Genomic DNA, 14,859 nt, shown 5'->3' on the forward strand with positions numbered 1-14,859 from the left:
TGTATTCTCATAAAAAACTCTAACCACTGCTTCAAGTCAAGACAGGCAGTGGTTTTTATTGTGCAAACTAAATACCTAAAGCATTGCGTAGTCGGCGGATTACTCCAGATGGGCTAGAAACTTTTTCAGCGTAATCGCGTTTGTGAATGAGTGACAAATCAGCACTATCTCCATACTCCAGAAGGTGTTGAGCAGTCTTAAGCTCATAAGCTTGATCTTCATTCATCTGCTTCAATTTAATGCGCGAACCCTGTTCAAGTAATCGCACCTGTCCTTCGACATCCTGAATAACCATGTCAGCGAACAACTTGGCGCGGTTGTAATCAACCGTCCAATTATGTCTCCCCCTCTCCATCTCAAGTGAGGCTTTGAACTGCTCTTTCAACTCGAACATATCATCTAGATATCTGACATTGGCAAAGCTGGACTCGCGCTTCGCTTTTTGAATTTCAACTTCAGCCTTACTGCCACTAGATACAAATTCACCCAAAAATTTATTCCATTCCTGTTCGTTGGTGACTTTGGTTTTTATCGTTTCAATAATGGCTGGCATCAGCGCCGCCGCCATTTTACCCTCACGATACATTGAGCCAAGTTTTTTCAGCGCCACTTGATCGCCCGTCAATGCTTGCTGTAATTCTGCTACGGTTACACCGGCTACTCTTTGCGCTGCTTTAGCGGCTCTGGTTTTGGTATTGATACGGGTTTTGATGTGCTTCATAAAAAATTCCTTGAGATAGAAACAACACAATTGGAAGCATGAATAACAACAGCATTAAATTGAATTTGTGTTGCTGTCGGTAGTCCGCTACTTGCTCAATTAGGAACTTTGAAGAGGTCGAGAATTTCTGTTTCTGTGGTGCGAAATTTTTCTACAGCATCACTCACGCGCTCAGAAAAATCACGCGCTCTGTTATTAAAATGCTGATTACTTTCTTGTAAACGTGTAACTAAATGCCCTTCCACTTCTCGCATCATTTCATCGGTCTGTCGCTTGTCTTGCTCTATCTGGTAATCAACCCAAGCAATGATCGCATCGCGGACACGCTCCTTAAGGGAAGCGCGATCGCTCAAAGCCCAGTTCATCTTCTTGCTGATTCCTGTGATTTGCTCTAGCGATAAATTGATATCCAACGTAGATGCAACCTGCTGAATTAGGGTTTGCTTTTGGGTGTGACTAAGCTCACTTTTCTCTATCGGAACCATCTCTGACGAACCCGCCAAATCCTCAACAATTTTTGAGATCACATCTTCCGCCATCTCGGCTTGATCGTATTTTTCTGCAATATGCTCTCTGATTTGGGCGAGGGACAAGGTTACACCCTTGCGCGAAAGTCGGGATTGAATTACTTTGGCTTCTTTCATAATTTATGCAAATAATTTGTACAAAACTTCTCCGAGTTCGGAAATAGAGTAAGTCCCGTCATTGCGGTAACTCATCCCTGCACTTCTGAAAACTCGATAAAACTTATGTTTGGAAATTGAAGGCTGTTTTTTATAGACGTAATCTTTGATAACTGCCCCCTTCACCTCGCCACTCAAATCAGTCGCAGATTCCACCACAAGGGTTAATACATGAGAGGCGATCGCCTTCCTGGGAGCCACCTTCTTGCATTTGGCTACAAACTGCAAATTTTTAAAAGTCAGTGGCATCTGTGCATCTTGTAACTGTTTTTTTAACGCCTGCCACTGACAAGCGCGAACCGGGACTCCCAGACAGGTTTCATAAACTATTCTTGCTCTCTCCTTTTTTAATGGCATACCCTCCTCCAAGTCCTAAAAAATGCAGTTGCGTCCAACATTTAATGCAATTGTTTATGTCGTAAGCGACGTGTAGATTTTCGGCTTTTGCTTTCAACAGTTAGCGCAATTTTTATTGCTGTGCGCTGTCAAATACACGCGTGCTTTCTCATTTAGTCAGAAGCGGCAACGAAACAATGAATGGTGCAGGTGCTTTGCATGGTGTGCAGGGAAATAGTACAACAACGCACCACCGACAGATACCGCAACACTATTGAGCAGTAAAATCTTGGCAATCCTTAGGCAAATCAGGATTCACGGCGCATTGTAGATATCCGTTACTTGAGTAGTAGATACATCCACTGCAAGGGTTGGGTGTGCTATGCAGTTGGTCAATCCGCAGTCGCACTCTTTGCTCCCCTTCTTGATCTATTAGATCCAGTTGCTTTTGCAATTCTTGATCTGCCAACTTCTCGCCAGCAGTCTTAGCAATAAACACCGCACTCCCGGTTAGCGCCAATCCAAGAAATGCGCCTCCCGCACCGTAGTTCACCATCTGCTGGGCGATCGCCTGATGTGGCTTCAAGGACTGAGCTAACTTATCAATAGCCTTGCCACTTAACCCCAAAAAGCAACTACCACCACCAAGAAAAATCAACAAAACGCCGGACACCCCGACGGATACAGTGAATCCCTCGCACAGGTCTAGCAGTTTGATTTTACGCATACCTATTCACCACTAGGACTAATTTTATGAGTGACAGTTGCAGAACCCTCTTTGCAACTGATTACAACTTCCTTACCAGAAAGAATTTCGTTTCGATTTGCAGGGTAGGCAAGAGATGTACCGAGGGTGGAACGTTCCTCGCTTTGCACTATCTCGCCATTCATGGAAATTTCAATCCTCACTGTTCGCATCGCACATCCCCAAAATTTCATTTATCAAGGTTTGCTTTTTGGTGAACTCTTGCTCATTGTCTTGCTTAAATGCGTCCCAGGAATACATAGGCATCCCCGCCTCAAACCTCCTACCTAACTCAAATTCCAGAAAACATAAACTACTTAACTTTTTCTTCAGTTCTTCGTTGCTCACATATCCTCCTTTTCTTGAAAAATTCTAGCACAGCACAGTTACTTATGGGATACTAATCCAGTTAAAAATGGTAATATAGTCTAAGAGGTGTAGCGAATTAGCCCTTTAGACCCCACAATATAAAAGATTAAAGTTATGGAACCGGCAGAAAAAATGCCCAAGACGAAAGCACAGTCAAAAGTCCGGGTAGATGTATACATACCAGCCCCACTCAAAGAAGAAATCGAGCAAATAGCTGAAGCGGATGGATGGACAGTAGCAGAGCTTTATCGCCTGCTCATCCTTGATGGACTATCTGTGTACTCAGAAAAATCAAATAAGCGATTGGTCAACGAACAAATGAGGATGAAGCGCAAAGTCGCTGACACCGAAGAAAGCGCAAAGTAGAGCAGAGCTATCAATCCGCGTATAATAATTCAACTTCCATCACGGCGCTTTAGGGCGCTTCTTTTTTTTTGAGAACATGAAAAATTTTTCAGCTTCTCAAATTAGCTCAAAATTAGCGCCATGATTTTTCTTAATCTCCCTATACCTTCTGCCACATACTGTCTGCCTTCAAATTGCTCCGACTTGTAATCGGAAGGTCGTCAGTTCAAATCTGATTGCTGGCTTTAACAAAAACACAATACTTTCAAGAGCCGGACTGAGTTCCGGCTTTTTAGTGCTTGGGATTCAGAATAATAATATTGTGCTAAATTACCCTAAATTATGCTCAAATACAGAATGTATTTAGCTCAGAATTAGCACAGTGAAATGGACTATTGAAGCTGTAAATGAAAGGTTAAAAGCGGGTAAAGTGGGTGTCAAAGTTGAGGTGAGGGGCGATCGCTTGTCACTCCGGGCAACATTCCCACCCAAACCAGGGAGCAAAAAGCTAATTTGGCATCAACAATATTTATCCTTGGGCATCTATGCAAACCCGGCTGGACTGCAACGAGCCGAAGCTGAGGCGAAAATAGTCGGGGGACTATTGGCACGGGATGAGTTTGACTGGAACAGATACCTAGAAACCAAGGAACCAGTCCTCACCTGCGGCTATTGGGTGGAGAAGTTTAAGCAGGAATACTTTGCCGCCAATGGGGATGACCCCACCAAGCAGCAGACATGGAAGCGACATTACGAAGCTTGTTTTAATAAGCTTCCACCTGAAGAAAATTTAACACCTGAGATTTTGATTGCCACAGCCATCAGCACACCCGCCAATACATGGACGCGGCGGACGATGTGCCAGAAGCTTGAGCAACTAGCGAAGTTTAGTGGGGTGAAAGTTGACCTCAAAAAATATCAGGGTGAGTATTCCAGCAGTAAGCAGATAATTAGGCAACTACCCTCAGAAGATGAAATTGTGGCGGCGAGAGATGCTATTACACATCCTGAATGGCAGTGGGTATTTGGTGTGATTGCCTGCTTTGGTACAAGGCCGCACGAAGCTCTATTTTCTCAGGTGAATGCCGACTATCCCCACACCTGCACCATTGTTGATGGTAAAACTGGCAGCAGGATAGCTTACCCGCTACCCCAAGAATGGGTGATTAAGTGGAAGCTATGGGAAACAAAAATACCTTCCAAGGTGAATTTGGAAGGTGTAACTCATAAAGATTTAGGCAATAGGGTTTATAAAGCTCTCAAGCGCTATGGAGTGGTTTTTCCTACTTATGATTTAAGACACGCTTGGGCGATTCGCGCCGCAACTAAATATAAAATTCCTACTGCTGTGGCTGCACAGTGGATGGGGCATTCGGTAATTGTCCACCTTCGAGAGTATCAGCGCCATATTACACAAGGCGATCATCTAGAGATATTTGAGAGGTTTACTCAAGAAAAACTACCTACGCGCTAATTTCCTTGATGTAGCCTTCGGATTTATAGAAAGCGATCGCTTTTGCTGCTTCTGGAATAATTTCTTGGTCGAGGGGCGTGTTGATGAATTTTGCTCCCGACTTGGGACGGCGGACTGTGCCATCTAGGTCTAATATCAGTAGTTTGTAGTTCATGGAAAATTTTTCAGGTTCTAACCCATTGAATTTGAGCCGTATAGTCGTCTATTCATTTCTTCTTTTGATTCAATTCCGCCCATAATGTCGGGAGAATGAATGTCAATCCCCAGTTTTGTTAAAAATTGAATCCATAATTCTTGCTTCTGCTCCGAACAATGAGCGATCGCATCCGCCCAAGTAACAGATCGCTTATATTGCATTGCAAATGTGTATTGATAATAAAATGACTGGGGATTGTGCGCCTCATCTGGCTCATGCGCTACCGCACACACTTGGCACAAATGCGGGGCTGGCGGCATTATTTGCAATTGCTTTTCTACAACTACAATATCTGGTTGCGTCTTAGCTCTTGCGCGCTTGGGGTTAAAAATGGGGCGACGCTTATTCATCTAGTATTCCACCTCGTGTTCATCTAACCAATCAACTGTTTGAGTAACCGCGTATTCTATAGCCGCCTCAACTAATTTCCAGATTGGGCTGCTACCTTCAATTTCTCTATACTGTTCTTCACGGTCGTAGTAGGCTTGACTTGGCTCAGACTCACTGAAATCCTGTTGAACTTGGTCAATCAAGCTTTGAAATGTGATTTTCTTTTTAGGCATTTTTGATAACCTCAGACGGACGCATTGCCAAATAATCTCTAAACCCTACTAATTGCTCGTCCGACAGTTGCGATCGCGCCTTTACTCCATACAAATCATTCAAAATACCAGCACCTACTTCTGGGGTAATATTTTTACGCTTGCACAGAGAATCAATCTCTCGCATTAGTAATTCACGATCAGTCTGCGATTGTGGCGCTGGCGGTATTGGCTGATTAGGTTTTGCATAATCCCGCATCGACTGAATCACCGCATCATATTTACTTACTGGAACTTCGGTGGTTTTCTCCAAGCCGAACCCAGTCAAAACTGATCGCACACACTATCTGAAAGCTTCAATTCTGAGCGCGCGATCGCCCACAATCTCTTGGCTTGAGCTTCACTAATTGTATTAGCCGAAGATACACCAGCCATATCATGCAGAATTGAGCCAGCCCTTTCTTTAGGCTTCTTAATAAGCCCAACTTCTTCTCTAATTTCCTTGCCAATTTTGCGCTTAGTTTCTTCCCAATTCTGACTATCAACTACGGTAATATCTAAAAGGCACAAAGTATTATATCTTCTACCGTAACTAATCTGTACACCAAGCTCCTTGGCATCATTAAAATCATTGGGTAATGGAAATACAGAATCTATCTGTTCGCCGCTTTCATGCCGTAGCGTAGAAACTAAGCAGTATCTGGTTTCTATAAAAATCATTTGATGAGCGATCGCCAACCCATTTACTGATAATACAGGTGTAATTTTGGGCTGAATTTCCTCTAATTCTGCATAAGTAAAACTAATTTCCCTCCCTGATTTAGTGGGGATTTTTACATTTCTATTAGCAAGAATCGCTGGTATTTCCGCCTTAGCTTTAGCCAGTGCTGCATTAAGATTTGGTGTCATTGTTTTAGATAATCCCCGCCCTAAAATTGCGGGGATGATGAATTTAGTAACATCCGGGAACATTATTATTTAGTGAGATGTAGCCGTCGGGTCAGTGTGGCGCGGAAGCCTGAAGCTTTATGAAAAGCAATTCCAAGCAGTTTAACCCTCTTCATCCCCACTCAGATCATCAAGGCAATAATCCACCAAATCAATTGCAGATTGAAGGCTTTCCCCAAACTTGAGATTACTGGTCAAGTCATCTCTGCTATCAAAAACTTTTTCTAAATCGGATAAACAATTTTCAAAAATTAATCGCGCGTCTTCGATTGTCACCCCTGGCTGAGGCTGGGCCGACTCCCTAGCTTCTCCCAAAGCTATTAACAGGCGATCAACTAAATTACTGGAATAATCAGCAAAAAGGCACTCAAAACAAGAATTATTTTTACTTCTATCAACCCTCCACTTGTCCGCACCATAGGCACTTATCCTGAAGTAGTAACCCATGTAACCAAACTGAGCATGACCTAGTGACTGGCTTTCACTGCCTACAATTTCAATGCCAAGGACTTTCTGTAATTCATCTGAAATTACCCTATCAAACTTTTGCTTAAAAGCCGATATTGACTGCTCTATTAGTTTTTTCTCGTGGGCTAGCCTTGCTTCTTCTGCCATCTTTAATTGGGCTTGATGCTGATTGTAAGCTTGTGTGATCATTTCATCTAAATTCATGTTTTTCCCTGTGATAGATTGGTGATTTTGACTGATAAAGCTAGCGCGGTAGGCAGGCGCTAGCTTTTTATATTAATTATGTCTGTCGTTGCAGTCGTATATTCTACAGCCGCCTCTTTGATCGCCTGCTGAAATTGGTAAAGCAAAATTCTGAGAAATCAAAGACAAGGACAAAACTAGGGCAGATAGTATATATTTCATGTGCCGATTCTTTGCATAAGGGTTAACAGAACTCGCTTTCAAAAGGAGTGAAGAGAAACTTATCTAGCTCCACTTTCGTTCGTCGTTTTTGGACTGACCTGCCCTAGTGGTTGATAAGTCGGTTTGCGGCAAACGGTCACGGCACCCTTTTTAAAACACTGCGGTATTGGTGGCTTAGTTCGGGGGATGTTAGCCGCACAAATATTTACTGGCATCAATGCCAAGATAAAAGCCGCTATGGTATATTTCATGTGTCAATTCTTTGTAGGGGTTGATAGAGCGATCGCTTACTTCTTGGTCGGAGGGGCGATCGCTTCTAATAGGTAATCATCCGCGCGGGGCGGAAACCAAAGCTTTACTAACACTCAGGATTAAAATTCTGAATTTCCCTGTATGCTTCCCATGAAATATCGCGTTGCGATTTTTCCATCAACTCATAAGCCTTAATCATGCCTTGTAGATAGGCGATCGCTTCATTTGAGCTTCTGTTCTTGTCCCAAAAGTCAACCGCCGTACCATTCGTAAAGCGAAAAATTCGCTCCCAAGTGTCAGAGGAAATTTTGTTTTTCTCGTACTTAACGAGAAGTCTTTTATCAATCAAAAAATCCGCCATCTCCTGAATTGTTCTAGGTTGATCTAAATAGCTCATTTCGTGTATCTCCTCATATTTTTGAAGTGGATCATGTAAATCAATTGTCGCTTCCTGTGGCGTGGCGAAAGTATTGAGGCTCATGGTATGAGTCCAAAAAAGGTAATCATCCGCAAGGCGCGGAAAACTAAAGCTTTTTAGTGTCAAGATTGAGGCTGCAAGAATCGCCCCATTGTCGCCGAGTTATACGGTATCCAGGTCATATCCTTCTCTTGCGTGTTTGCAGATTTCACCTCGGACAAAGACATAAGCCTGAGGTCATAACCCTGGTATCCGTCTGTGAGGACGTACTCTTGAATTTGTGTCACAGATACTTGCTCCTGTTTATATTTTTGAAGTGATTCGTGTAAATCAACTGTTGCCTCTTGTGGCGTAGAAAAAGTAGTCAGGCTCATGGTATGAGTCCAGAAACACTGCCAATCCATACGAATATCGCCCAAGACTTGCTTACCCTGGCGTACTTCCCAGACTGCGGCGTACTCTCCGGCCACTTCCTTGCAGACTAGAGCGAAGTCGCCAATAAGGTGGGTGTCGCCCACCTTTGGTGGGTCGTCGTGGAATAAGTAATCATCAACCTGCTCTTGCTCCACTTCTTCCATGCTGTTGATGCAGCCTTGAGTTGTGGCGTGCTGTTCACGGGCAAAGCGGTCAAACAAGCAGCGCCAGCCTTTATCTGTACCGTCGCCGTGAGAGTTGAAGTGAGGGCAGTTGGCGCAGGTTTTTACTGCCGATGCTATATTAACTTCGGCTTCTATTAACCCAGATTGGCTTGCGGTAACATCGCTTACCACCAACCCATAAGTCATTAACTCGATTCTTTCTACGGAAAAAGTCAAGTCATCCCAACCATCATTGACAACGACCATACCTTTTTCGTTGTAACCTTTGATGACTAAGAAGTTTCCAGCCCCAGCATAAGAAAATTTGTAACCAGACTGAGCAGCTTCTTCTACAGTGAGCGGATTTTCTTTGGTGGGCATTGGCGAGCAGACAACTGGCTGATTTTCAGTTTTTTGTGGTTGTGCTACCACAATCGCATCTATCCAAGATTGCTTGGAGCGCTTATCTTCGGCTACTGCGCCTAACTGAGAGGCGATCGCCTTAAGATCATCAAGCTTTTTAGCTTTTAGCGTATCTACTGTATAAATCTGGTACATTAGTTTTGACCTTTTTGGTTAGGGGCGATCGCTCTTTTTAGTTATGTATCTAATGTAATCCATTGGTAACCACTTGTCAACCATTGGTAACCAAGATACTGTAAAGGTATTGAGGGATGATGCTATGCTTGTGGTAACCACAAATAAAATGGATATGAATACAGAAGAAAAAGCGGACAGAAGGCTAGCTGCAAGGGTGACGGCAACGCTAAAAAATGAATTCAACGTCAAGGCTAAGGAATTAGGGCTGAATGAATCAGACGCGCTTGTAGCATTGGCTGAAAAATTCATCAAAGGACAAATCACTATTGAAGGTAAAGAGAGTGGCGATCGCTTTCAAAAGCTGGAATCCGAAATAGAAATACTAAGAGAAGAGATTGCAGCGCTAAAGGAAACCAGGCAGGGGGAGTTAATAGTCTCAGGGAGCAGATAAACTCTCTGAGGCAAAAACTCAGTCAAATTATCAGCATAGCCAAAGAAGACCCGCCTCAACCGTTAAGTTAGGCGGGTTTATTATTTAACGCTAATATATGGTAAACCATGTTTACCTATGGTAACCTTGGGTTAAGCGATCGCATCAAAGTAAATCAATGCGATCGCTTATCTGTACCATGAAAACTCAATACCAAATCACCTACATCGGCTGGTCAATTCGTTATAGTAGCGGTCAATATCAGACCCGCCTACAACCTTACCAGACTCACGTTTAGCCATTTCCTGTCCGACCCTATCAAAGCAGTCACTACTAGATTGAGAGTCGGAACCCTTAAAAATATTGCAAGCTCCAAAACCTGCGACTACCAAAAGTATCAGCACGATTAGAGCGTCTTTTTGAGGCGGTTTTTCATTGTTGATCATAACCACCCACGAGCGCCAATACTTTGACAGTAATGCTTCATTGCATTTGCGCTAGGGGTGTCCGCACGGGCAGGAAGCTCTTTATTGTGCCTTTCCTCGCTAACCTTAACAGCGTTGCCGTTGTAAACTCTAGACCCAACCATCCACAGCCTTTCGTCACCACACGAAGCGCGAAGCATATACTCAAACATCAAATCCTTTTTCAGAAGGTAGACCTTGAGGACTTCCCCAAAGCGGCGTTCCTTGCGCCCCATAGTCTGAGTATCCAACATAAAGGCATCGCCGTCACTGTCGGTTCCAACTTGCAAATACTTTTCACCGCCTTGAGCTACGGACGAAAAACTTAAAACAATTGCAGCGCCAAGGAGTACACTTAACGATCTCATAAAACTAGTCACAATTCATACACCATGAGTTTCTACACTTAGAAAGCCCAAAAAGCGATCGCCTCTAACTAGAACCTGGAAAATTTTTCATATTCTCAAGCCAGTCAAATGCTGTCTACGAGTAACTTGATTAGCCGTCTACGCTGCTCATCATTTAATTGCAGCGCTATGCGTAAAACATCCTCTGCCACCTTGGGCGTATATATAGCTTCTTGCCCCCTAAGCTTGGCGAACAACTCCTCAATTGTCGTCCCTGAGGCTGTGGCAATTTTTTCTAGATTCCTGGCACTAGGGAAACCAGCACCTTGCAGCCAGTTCTGTACAGTACCCAATGCTACGCCTAAATCCATAGCGAACTGGCGCACAGAGCGATCGCCCTGCACCTCAACCAACATTTCCGCCAATCGCTTTTTTGCACCATCGTCCATTGCCAGATGCTTGATAAAAATCTGCCACATACAATCATGACTGTTGAGGACGAAAAAACATAGTATTATTTTTGACTACTAATTAAGTAGTCATCAGTGACCAAAATGTTGTATAAATCAAAACTGGCGTAGATATTGGCTCATATATGGATTGTCACACGCAATTCATTATGTGCTTATTTTCCGCTCCCAGAAAAACACTGCTGGTGTTCCAGTAACAGCTGTGTTTAGTGCGTTCGGGCTTCCTCATCCCGAACGCTTGGGGCTACCAAGCATCACAAACCCTTCAAAAGCATCTCAATCAATCGCTTACGCTGCTCTTTGTCTAAGTGATTGGCCAACGGGAATATTTCTTCGGCAATTTTGGGGCGATCCTCATCTTCCGAGAACTCTTCCCCCCTCAAGTACCTAGTCATTTCATCCACGCCACTAAAACCAGCAGCCTTGGCAATTTTTTCTAGATTTTCCGACGACGGAAACCCATTCCCTGCTAACCATTTTTGGACAGCAGAAGAACTCACCCCTAAATAATGAGCAAATTCAGCTTGTGAGCGATCGCCTTTCGCTTTCGCCACAACTTCCACAAATCTATCTCTAAACAGATCGCTCATTAACACTCTTTCAAGAAAGTCTAACCACATATCATAATTCAGCGTTTAGCCGTTTTCGTGAGTACGCAAGACACCTTACAGAAACTTGTTGTATGATGAATGACAACCACAGAAAGATTATTGCTCACCACTAAAATGGCGGAAATTAAAAGAAAATCTTACACGACTTCCAGCGCTATTGCTGAGGAATTAGCACAAGTTGCCGAAGCGATGGGTGTACCAGAGTCTTCAATAGTTACCTTCGCTATTCGCCAATACCTTTTGAATTACCGCAAAGAGGAAGGCGAAAAAGCTAAGTTTCAGTCGCAAAACAAACAGCTTGAGATGGTCGCTTAATCATGGAGCGTGTATCTACTACAGAAAGACTCATTCCTGAAAGCCAGCTTAAGGCGTACATAAAGGAAACCTTAGCCGAAATGTTAGGGGTGCAACCTACCCAACCCCAGCGCCAGTGGTACGACACAGACCCAGCCTACTCTCATCTGGGACTTGATTCAGCAGAACAACTGCGAACAATGGTGCGGGATGGAACTCTGCGGGTTGGGGTTGAAGTGCGTGATGTGCGTAGTCCCAACTCTCAAATCCCCCGCTATCAATTCCACATCGAAAAGTGTGAGACTCGGCTTCTCAATCCTCCAGAGAAGCGAAAAGTTAAAAAAATCGCGTAACTCGCCAAAGTTACGCATATTTACTATATTCATAGACCCCTAATTATGCCACAGGCAATCGAATTAAAAAATCCGCACGAGGTTAGAGTCGCCGGCGACTCGGTAGCAGATGAAGTCGAAGTAGCAAAAATCATTGCTGACTTCAATTCCGACGGCGTAATCCCTGATATATCTATCGATGAGAAAGGCGAATTAATCGACGGGATAAACGCCCTAGAAGCAGCCAAAAGACTCAACCAACAGATGGTTGCTGTATCAATAGTTCACCAGGAAAAACACGACGGTATCCAAATAATCCAGATACCCATTGAACTATTAGATCCGCACCCACTGAACACTCAAATATATGGCGAGAACGAAGATGTCAGCGCATTAGCTGAGTCAATCGCCTCCCACGGGCTGCAAGAAACCTTCACCGTCACCCCCAACGGCGACAGATACACCGTTATTCACGGGCATCGCCGTAGACTGGCCTGCATTCAAGCTGGAATCAAAATAGTCCCAGCAAAGCTGAAAAATTTTTCATGTTCCGAAGATGCAGTCGCTGCTCTACTCTCTGGCAACGAATATCGTGAGAAAACAATTGAGCAGAAAGCCCGTGAATTCCTAGCGTGGCAAGAGATTGAGAAAGAGCGCGCCAAATCTCGCAAAGGCAAAATGGGACAGGGAGAAGGAGCAACGCGGGACATTCTTGCCAAGCGTGTGGGGCTAGGAAGTGGGGTAAATGCTGAACACGCAGTGCAAGCATTACAAGCCTTAGATGATACAGCTGATGCCGAAGCTGGAACCTATCGCCATGAGATGCACCAAAAGCTCAAATCCTGCTTGAGCAAGACTAGAGGCGTGGATGCAGCATACCAACTCATCAAGCCTACAGAAGGCAGAGGGCAGAGGGCAGAGGGCAGAAGGGAAAATACATGGATACCCCAGGTAGGCGATCGCATCCGCATCACTAACGGTTCATACAAAAATCGGACAGCTGAGGTAACAGTTGTTCTTACCTTTGGCGCAATGTGCTGGATTGAAGGCACGCCAGAAGAGAGAAGAGAGCAGATAGCCTTCAAGGACATGGAGTCTGTCCAGTCAACAGTCAATAGTCAACAGTCAATAGTCAACGGTCAACAGTCAACAGTTAAAGCCGAAACCAAGCTGAAACAACAGAAATTAGGCTTAGGAAATGGATCGCAAACTTTACCAGATGTGCGTCGCAACGAAGGTTTTGAACCGACCGAATCAATGCAGGCTAGCAGCGTCAATTTGAGTGTTGTTGGTGATGGGATTGTCGGGGAAGTTGTGATAGCCCTCCTGAAACTTACTCCCAAGCAATTAAGTGAAGCAATGAGCAGGGCTTCAAGTGATTTATCCACACCTCAAATTGAGGCGATCGTTCAGGGATTGCAAATAGCCCACAGAGTGGAGGTAGCTGCATGACCCTTAACCCTTACAACAACACCTGCATTCAGTACTCAGTTGACCCAGCCAAGTTAAATGCTGGTGTACCAATTGAGCAACTAGATAAAAAGAATGTGCGAATTGTAAGCGAACGCGAAACGCTGGGAATGCTCAATCGCTATTCACAACGCACAGACAGATTAGCCAGAAATCCCCAAGAATACAAAATTCCCCAGCCGGCAGCCCAGCCAAAGCCAGAACCTTCTGTTGCTCCATCAAGCAAAAAGTCCAGAAAGCCGAGAAAAGTTTATTCAACCAAGGTGGTTCATATTCCTGAAAAAATCATCACCTTGAGTGTTGACCCTGCCGATTACAACGCCGTACTCAACGGCAGAATGATTCCCATTGACGAGAAATACCGAAAACTTATCGGCAAGAAAATCCGCATCACCAACAAACAAACAGGTAGCTACAGATTTTTTATCCTGTGCAACGTTGTGGGCGATAGGGGGTACTTCCTGTGATGAAAGACTACTGGAGAGAGAAAGCGAAGGACACCATAGCTCAAGTAATAGCTAACTTCGCCGCCAAGAGCTACGACATGAAAAATTTAACCGACTCCCAAAAACGGGAGTTAAGAATGCGGATTGATGCCGCTTACCCTTTCAACCTCCGCAAGCATCACCCATTCACTGTTTGGCAAGAAGAACGCCGTATCGCCTTTGATCGGTACGCATTAAATCAATCCTCGACACCTACAGCAGAACAACCATCACTATTTTGACCATGAAAGTAAAATCAATCGCGGTGGAAGATGCCCCGCCGGAGTACGCGCAACTATTGGGCATTGCCAACGAAATGCGCCTTCACATCGGCGCTTTAGCTTCATTTTTATCAACCAGAAAAGAAGCAAATGATATTTGGAAAAATCGCATCAAGGCTGATTTGGAGCTAATTGAATCAAGACTTGAAGCGGCAAAGCAAGCAATTAATTAGCAAACAATAGCCGCATTTGTTAGTAGCAAATGCGGCGAAAACCAAACTATAAAAATCTTTGTATGACACAAATAAGTATACCACGACCCAAGAGAACCGAGAAAGGTCGGATTGTTGGCGAGTTTTACCCACTTCAAAGAGAAGAATTGCTAGCTCTGAAAAACTCAGGATTGGCTAGAGGGCCATTTTATGTGCATCTATGCCTGAGATACGAAAATCCTTGGTGCGATCGCCCCTTCAAGATTTCTCCCAAAGCATTTTGTGAGCGGTGGCAAGTGAGCGAGAGTAAATTCTATCGGTCAATCTCCGAACTCAAGAGGCTAGAAATTTTGCAATGGGAATCGACAGATGTATTTTTTTGCTGGTCTACTCCCCATAGTGGGAGTGAACTCCCCATAGTGGGAGTGACTCCCCATAGTGGGAGTGAGACTCCCCATAGTGGGAGTGAGACTCCCCATAGTGGGAGTGAGACTCCCCATAGT

General features: G+C 44.2%; 27 protein-coding genes and 1 pseudogene. 11 read left to right on the top strand and 17 right to left on the bottom strand.

Annotated features, from left to right (window positions below; translation table 11 throughout):
- Positions 1 to 67: 67 nt before the first annotated feature.
- The 6 genes from ACM5QX_RS22525 to ACM5QX_RS22550 all read right to left on the bottom strand — a co-directional run bounded on the left by ACM5QX_RS22525 (position 68) and on the right by ACM5QX_RS22550 (position 2,833).
- Entirely contained in the window at positions 68 to 721 is a 654-nt protein-coding gene (locus ACM5QX_RS22525) for a hypothetical protein (protein WP_414755585.1), read from the bottom strand.
- A gap of 95 nt (positions 722 to 816) precedes the next feature.
- The gene (locus tag ACM5QX_RS22530; protein ID WP_414755586.1) at positions 817 to 1,365 is read right to left on the bottom strand and encodes a hypothetical protein; all 549 of its coding nucleotides are present in this window, start codon (positions 1,363 to 1,365) and stop codon (positions 817 to 819) included.
- 3 nt (positions 1,366 to 1,368) lie between these two features.
- Positions 1,369 to 1,761: a hypothetical protein gene (locus tag ACM5QX_RS22535; protein ID WP_414755587.1), complete on the bottom strand. Its 393-nt coding sequence runs from the start codon at positions 1,759 to 1,761 to the stop codon at positions 1,369 to 1,371.
- Between the two features lie 250 nt (positions 1,762 to 2,011).
- A complete protein-coding gene (locus ACM5QX_RS22540; protein ID WP_414755588.1) occupies positions 2,012 to 2,467 on the bottom strand; it encodes a hypothetical protein in 456 nt (151 codons plus the stop codon).
- Positions 2,468 to 2,469: 2 nt separating this feature from the next.
- Complete coding sequence (locus ACM5QX_RS22545) at positions 2,470 to 2,631, bottom strand: hypothetical protein (protein ID WP_414755589.1); 162 nt, start codon at positions 2,629 to 2,631, stop codon at positions 2,470 to 2,472.
- A gap of 7 nt (positions 2,632 to 2,638) precedes the next feature.
- A complete protein-coding gene (locus tag ACM5QX_RS22550; protein WP_414755590.1) occupies positions 2,639 to 2,833 on the bottom strand; it encodes a hypothetical protein in 195 nt (64 codons plus the stop codon).
- 135 nt (positions 2,834 to 2,968) lie between these two features.
- Between ACM5QX_RS22550 and ACM5QX_RS22555 the strand changes: the two genes are divergently transcribed.
- Positions 2,969 to 3,220 (top strand): ribbon-helix-helix domain-containing protein, encoded by a 252-nt coding sequence (locus tag ACM5QX_RS22555; protein WP_414755591.1) that lies wholly within the window; start codon positions 2,969 to 2,971, stop codon positions 3,218 to 3,220.
- A gap of 361 nt (positions 3,221 to 3,581) precedes the next feature.
- Positions 3,582 to 4,673: an integrase gene (locus tag ACM5QX_RS22560; RefSeq protein ID WP_414755592.1), complete on the top strand. Its 1,092-nt coding sequence runs from the start codon at positions 3,582 to 3,584 to the stop codon at positions 4,671 to 4,673.
- Here the strand turns inward: ACM5QX_RS22560 and ACM5QX_RS22565 are convergent.
- The 6 genes from ACM5QX_RS22565 to ACM5QX_RS22590 form a co-directional block, all read right to left on the bottom strand.
- Positions 4,663 to 4,827, bottom strand: a complete 165-nt coding sequence (locus ACM5QX_RS22565; RefSeq protein WP_414755593.1) for a hypothetical protein — start codon at positions 4,825 to 4,827, stop codon at positions 4,663 to 4,665. The genes ACM5QX_RS22560 and ACM5QX_RS22565 overlap by 11 nt on opposite strands.
- 17 nt (positions 4,828 to 4,844) lie before the next feature.
- Positions 4,845 to 5,219 (bottom strand): hypothetical protein, encoded by a 375-nt coding sequence (locus ACM5QX_RS22570; protein WP_414755594.1) that lies wholly within the window; start codon positions 5,217 to 5,219, stop codon positions 4,845 to 4,847.
- A complete protein-coding gene (locus ACM5QX_RS22575; RefSeq protein ID WP_414755595.1) occupies positions 5,220 to 5,432 on the bottom strand; it encodes a hypothetical protein in 213 nt (70 codons plus the stop codon).
- Positions 5,425 to 5,751, bottom strand: coding sequence for a hypothetical protein (locus ACM5QX_RS22580; RefSeq protein WP_414755596.1), 327 nt, complete (start codon positions 5,749 to 5,751; stop codon positions 5,425 to 5,427). Before ACM5QX_RS22580 ends, ACM5QX_RS22575 begins: the two co-directional genes overlap by 8 nt.
- Positions 5,736 to 6,320 carry an ERF family protein gene (locus ACM5QX_RS22585; RefSeq protein WP_414755597.1) on the bottom strand — a complete coding sequence of 195 codons (585 nt, stop codon included), beginning with the start codon at positions 6,318 to 6,320 and terminating at the stop codon, positions 5,736 to 5,738. Before ACM5QX_RS22585 ends, ACM5QX_RS22580 begins: the two co-directional genes overlap by 16 nt.
- A gap of 141 nt (positions 6,321 to 6,461) precedes the next feature.
- On the bottom strand, positions 6,462 to 7,031 hold the full coding sequence (locus ACM5QX_RS22590) for a hypothetical protein (RefSeq protein ID WP_414755598.1): 570 nt from the start codon (positions 7,029 to 7,031) through the stop codon (positions 6,462 to 6,464).
- A gap of 324 nt (positions 7,032 to 7,355) precedes the next feature.
- On the opposite strand from ACM5QX_RS22590, the gene ACM5QX_RS22595 reads away from it, so the two are divergent.
- Positions 7,356 to 7,559, top strand: coding sequence for a hypothetical protein (locus tag ACM5QX_RS22595; protein ID WP_414755599.1), 204 nt, complete (start codon positions 7,356 to 7,358; stop codon positions 7,557 to 7,559).
- A gap of 31 nt (positions 7,560 to 7,590) precedes the next feature.
- Here the strand turns inward: ACM5QX_RS22595 and ACM5QX_RS22600 are convergent, their stop codons facing one another.
- Entirely contained in the window at positions 7,591 to 7,965 is a 375-nt protein-coding gene (locus ACM5QX_RS22600; protein ID WP_414755600.1) for a hypothetical protein, read from the bottom strand.
- A 59-nt stretch (positions 7,966 to 8,024) separates the two neighbouring features.
- Entirely contained in the window at positions 8,025 to 9,038 is a 1,014-nt protein-coding gene (locus ACM5QX_RS22605; RefSeq protein ID WP_414755601.1) for a hypothetical protein, read from the bottom strand.
- Positions 9,039 to 9,162: 124 nt separating this feature from the next.
- Between ACM5QX_RS22605 and ACM5QX_RS22610 the strand changes: the two genes are divergently transcribed.
- Entirely contained in the window at positions 9,163 to 9,471 is a 309-nt protein-coding gene (locus ACM5QX_RS22610) for a hypothetical protein (RefSeq protein ID WP_414755602.1), read from the top strand.
- Positions 9,472 to 9,892: 421 nt separating this feature from the next.
- Here ACM5QX_RS22610 and ACM5QX_RS22615 read toward each other — a convergent pair whose 3' ends face one another.
- From ACM5QX_RS22615 to ACM5QX_RS22625, 3 genes are all read right to left on the bottom strand, one after another.
- Positions 9,893 to 10,294: a hypothetical protein gene (locus ACM5QX_RS22615; protein ID WP_414755603.1), complete on the bottom strand. Its 402-nt coding sequence runs from the start codon at positions 10,292 to 10,294 to the stop codon at positions 9,893 to 9,895.
- A gap of 92 nt (positions 10,295 to 10,386) precedes the next feature.
- Entirely contained in the window at positions 10,387 to 10,740 is a 354-nt protein-coding gene (locus ACM5QX_RS22620; RefSeq protein WP_414755604.1) for a helix-turn-helix domain-containing protein, read from the bottom strand.
- Between the two features lie 245 nt (positions 10,741 to 10,985).
- Positions 10,986 to 11,321: a helix-turn-helix domain-containing protein gene (locus tag ACM5QX_RS22625; protein WP_414755605.1), complete on the bottom strand. Its 336-nt coding sequence runs from the start codon at positions 11,319 to 11,321 to the stop codon at positions 10,986 to 10,988.
- Positions 11,322 to 11,420: 99 nt separating this feature from the next.
- Between ACM5QX_RS22625 and ACM5QX_RS22630 the strand changes: the two genes are divergently transcribed.
- The 7 genes and pseudogenes from ACM5QX_RS22630 to ACM5QX_RS22660 all read left to right on the top strand — a co-directional run.
- Positions 11,421 to 11,657, top strand: coding sequence for a hypothetical protein (locus ACM5QX_RS22630; protein ID WP_414755606.1), 237 nt, complete (start codon positions 11,421 to 11,423; stop codon positions 11,655 to 11,657).
- A 2-nt stretch (positions 11,658 to 11,659) separates the two neighbouring features.
- Complete coding sequence (locus ACM5QX_RS22635) at positions 11,660 to 11,989, top strand: hypothetical protein (protein ID WP_414755607.1); 330 nt, start codon at positions 11,660 to 11,662, stop codon at positions 11,987 to 11,989.
- Positions 11,990 to 12,034: 45 nt separating this feature from the next.
- A complete protein-coding gene (locus ACM5QX_RS22640; RefSeq protein ID WP_414755608.1) occupies positions 12,035 to 13,420 on the top strand; it encodes a ParB/RepB/Spo0J family partition protein in 1,386 nt (461 codons plus the stop codon).
- The gene (locus ACM5QX_RS22645; RefSeq protein WP_414755609.1) at positions 13,417 to 13,905 is read left to right on the top strand and encodes a hypothetical protein; all 489 of its coding nucleotides are present in this window, start codon (positions 13,417 to 13,419) and stop codon (positions 13,903 to 13,905) included. Before ACM5QX_RS22640 ends, ACM5QX_RS22645 begins: the two co-directional genes overlap by 4 nt.
- Positions 13,905 to 14,165 (top strand): hypothetical protein, encoded by a 261-nt coding sequence (locus ACM5QX_RS22650; protein WP_414755610.1) that lies wholly within the window; start codon positions 13,905 to 13,907, stop codon positions 14,163 to 14,165. Before ACM5QX_RS22645 ends, ACM5QX_RS22650 begins: the two co-directional genes overlap by 1 nt.
- Positions 14,166 to 14,167: 2 nt before the next feature.
- Complete coding sequence (locus tag ACM5QX_RS22655) at positions 14,168 to 14,377, top strand: hypothetical protein (RefSeq protein WP_414755611.1); 210 nt, start codon at positions 14,168 to 14,170, stop codon at positions 14,375 to 14,377.
- Positions 14,378 to 14,439: 62 nt separating this feature from the next.
- Positions 14,440 to 14,859: pseudogene (locus tag ACM5QX_RS22660) on the top strand (hypothetical protein); the annotation flags it as partial.

The sequence above is a fragment of the Anabaena sp. CCY 9910 genome, assembly GCF_963920875.1.
GTDB classification, from domain to species: Bacteria; Cyanobacteriota; Cyanobacteriia; order Cyanobacteriales; family Nostocaceae; genus Trichormus; species Trichormus variabilis.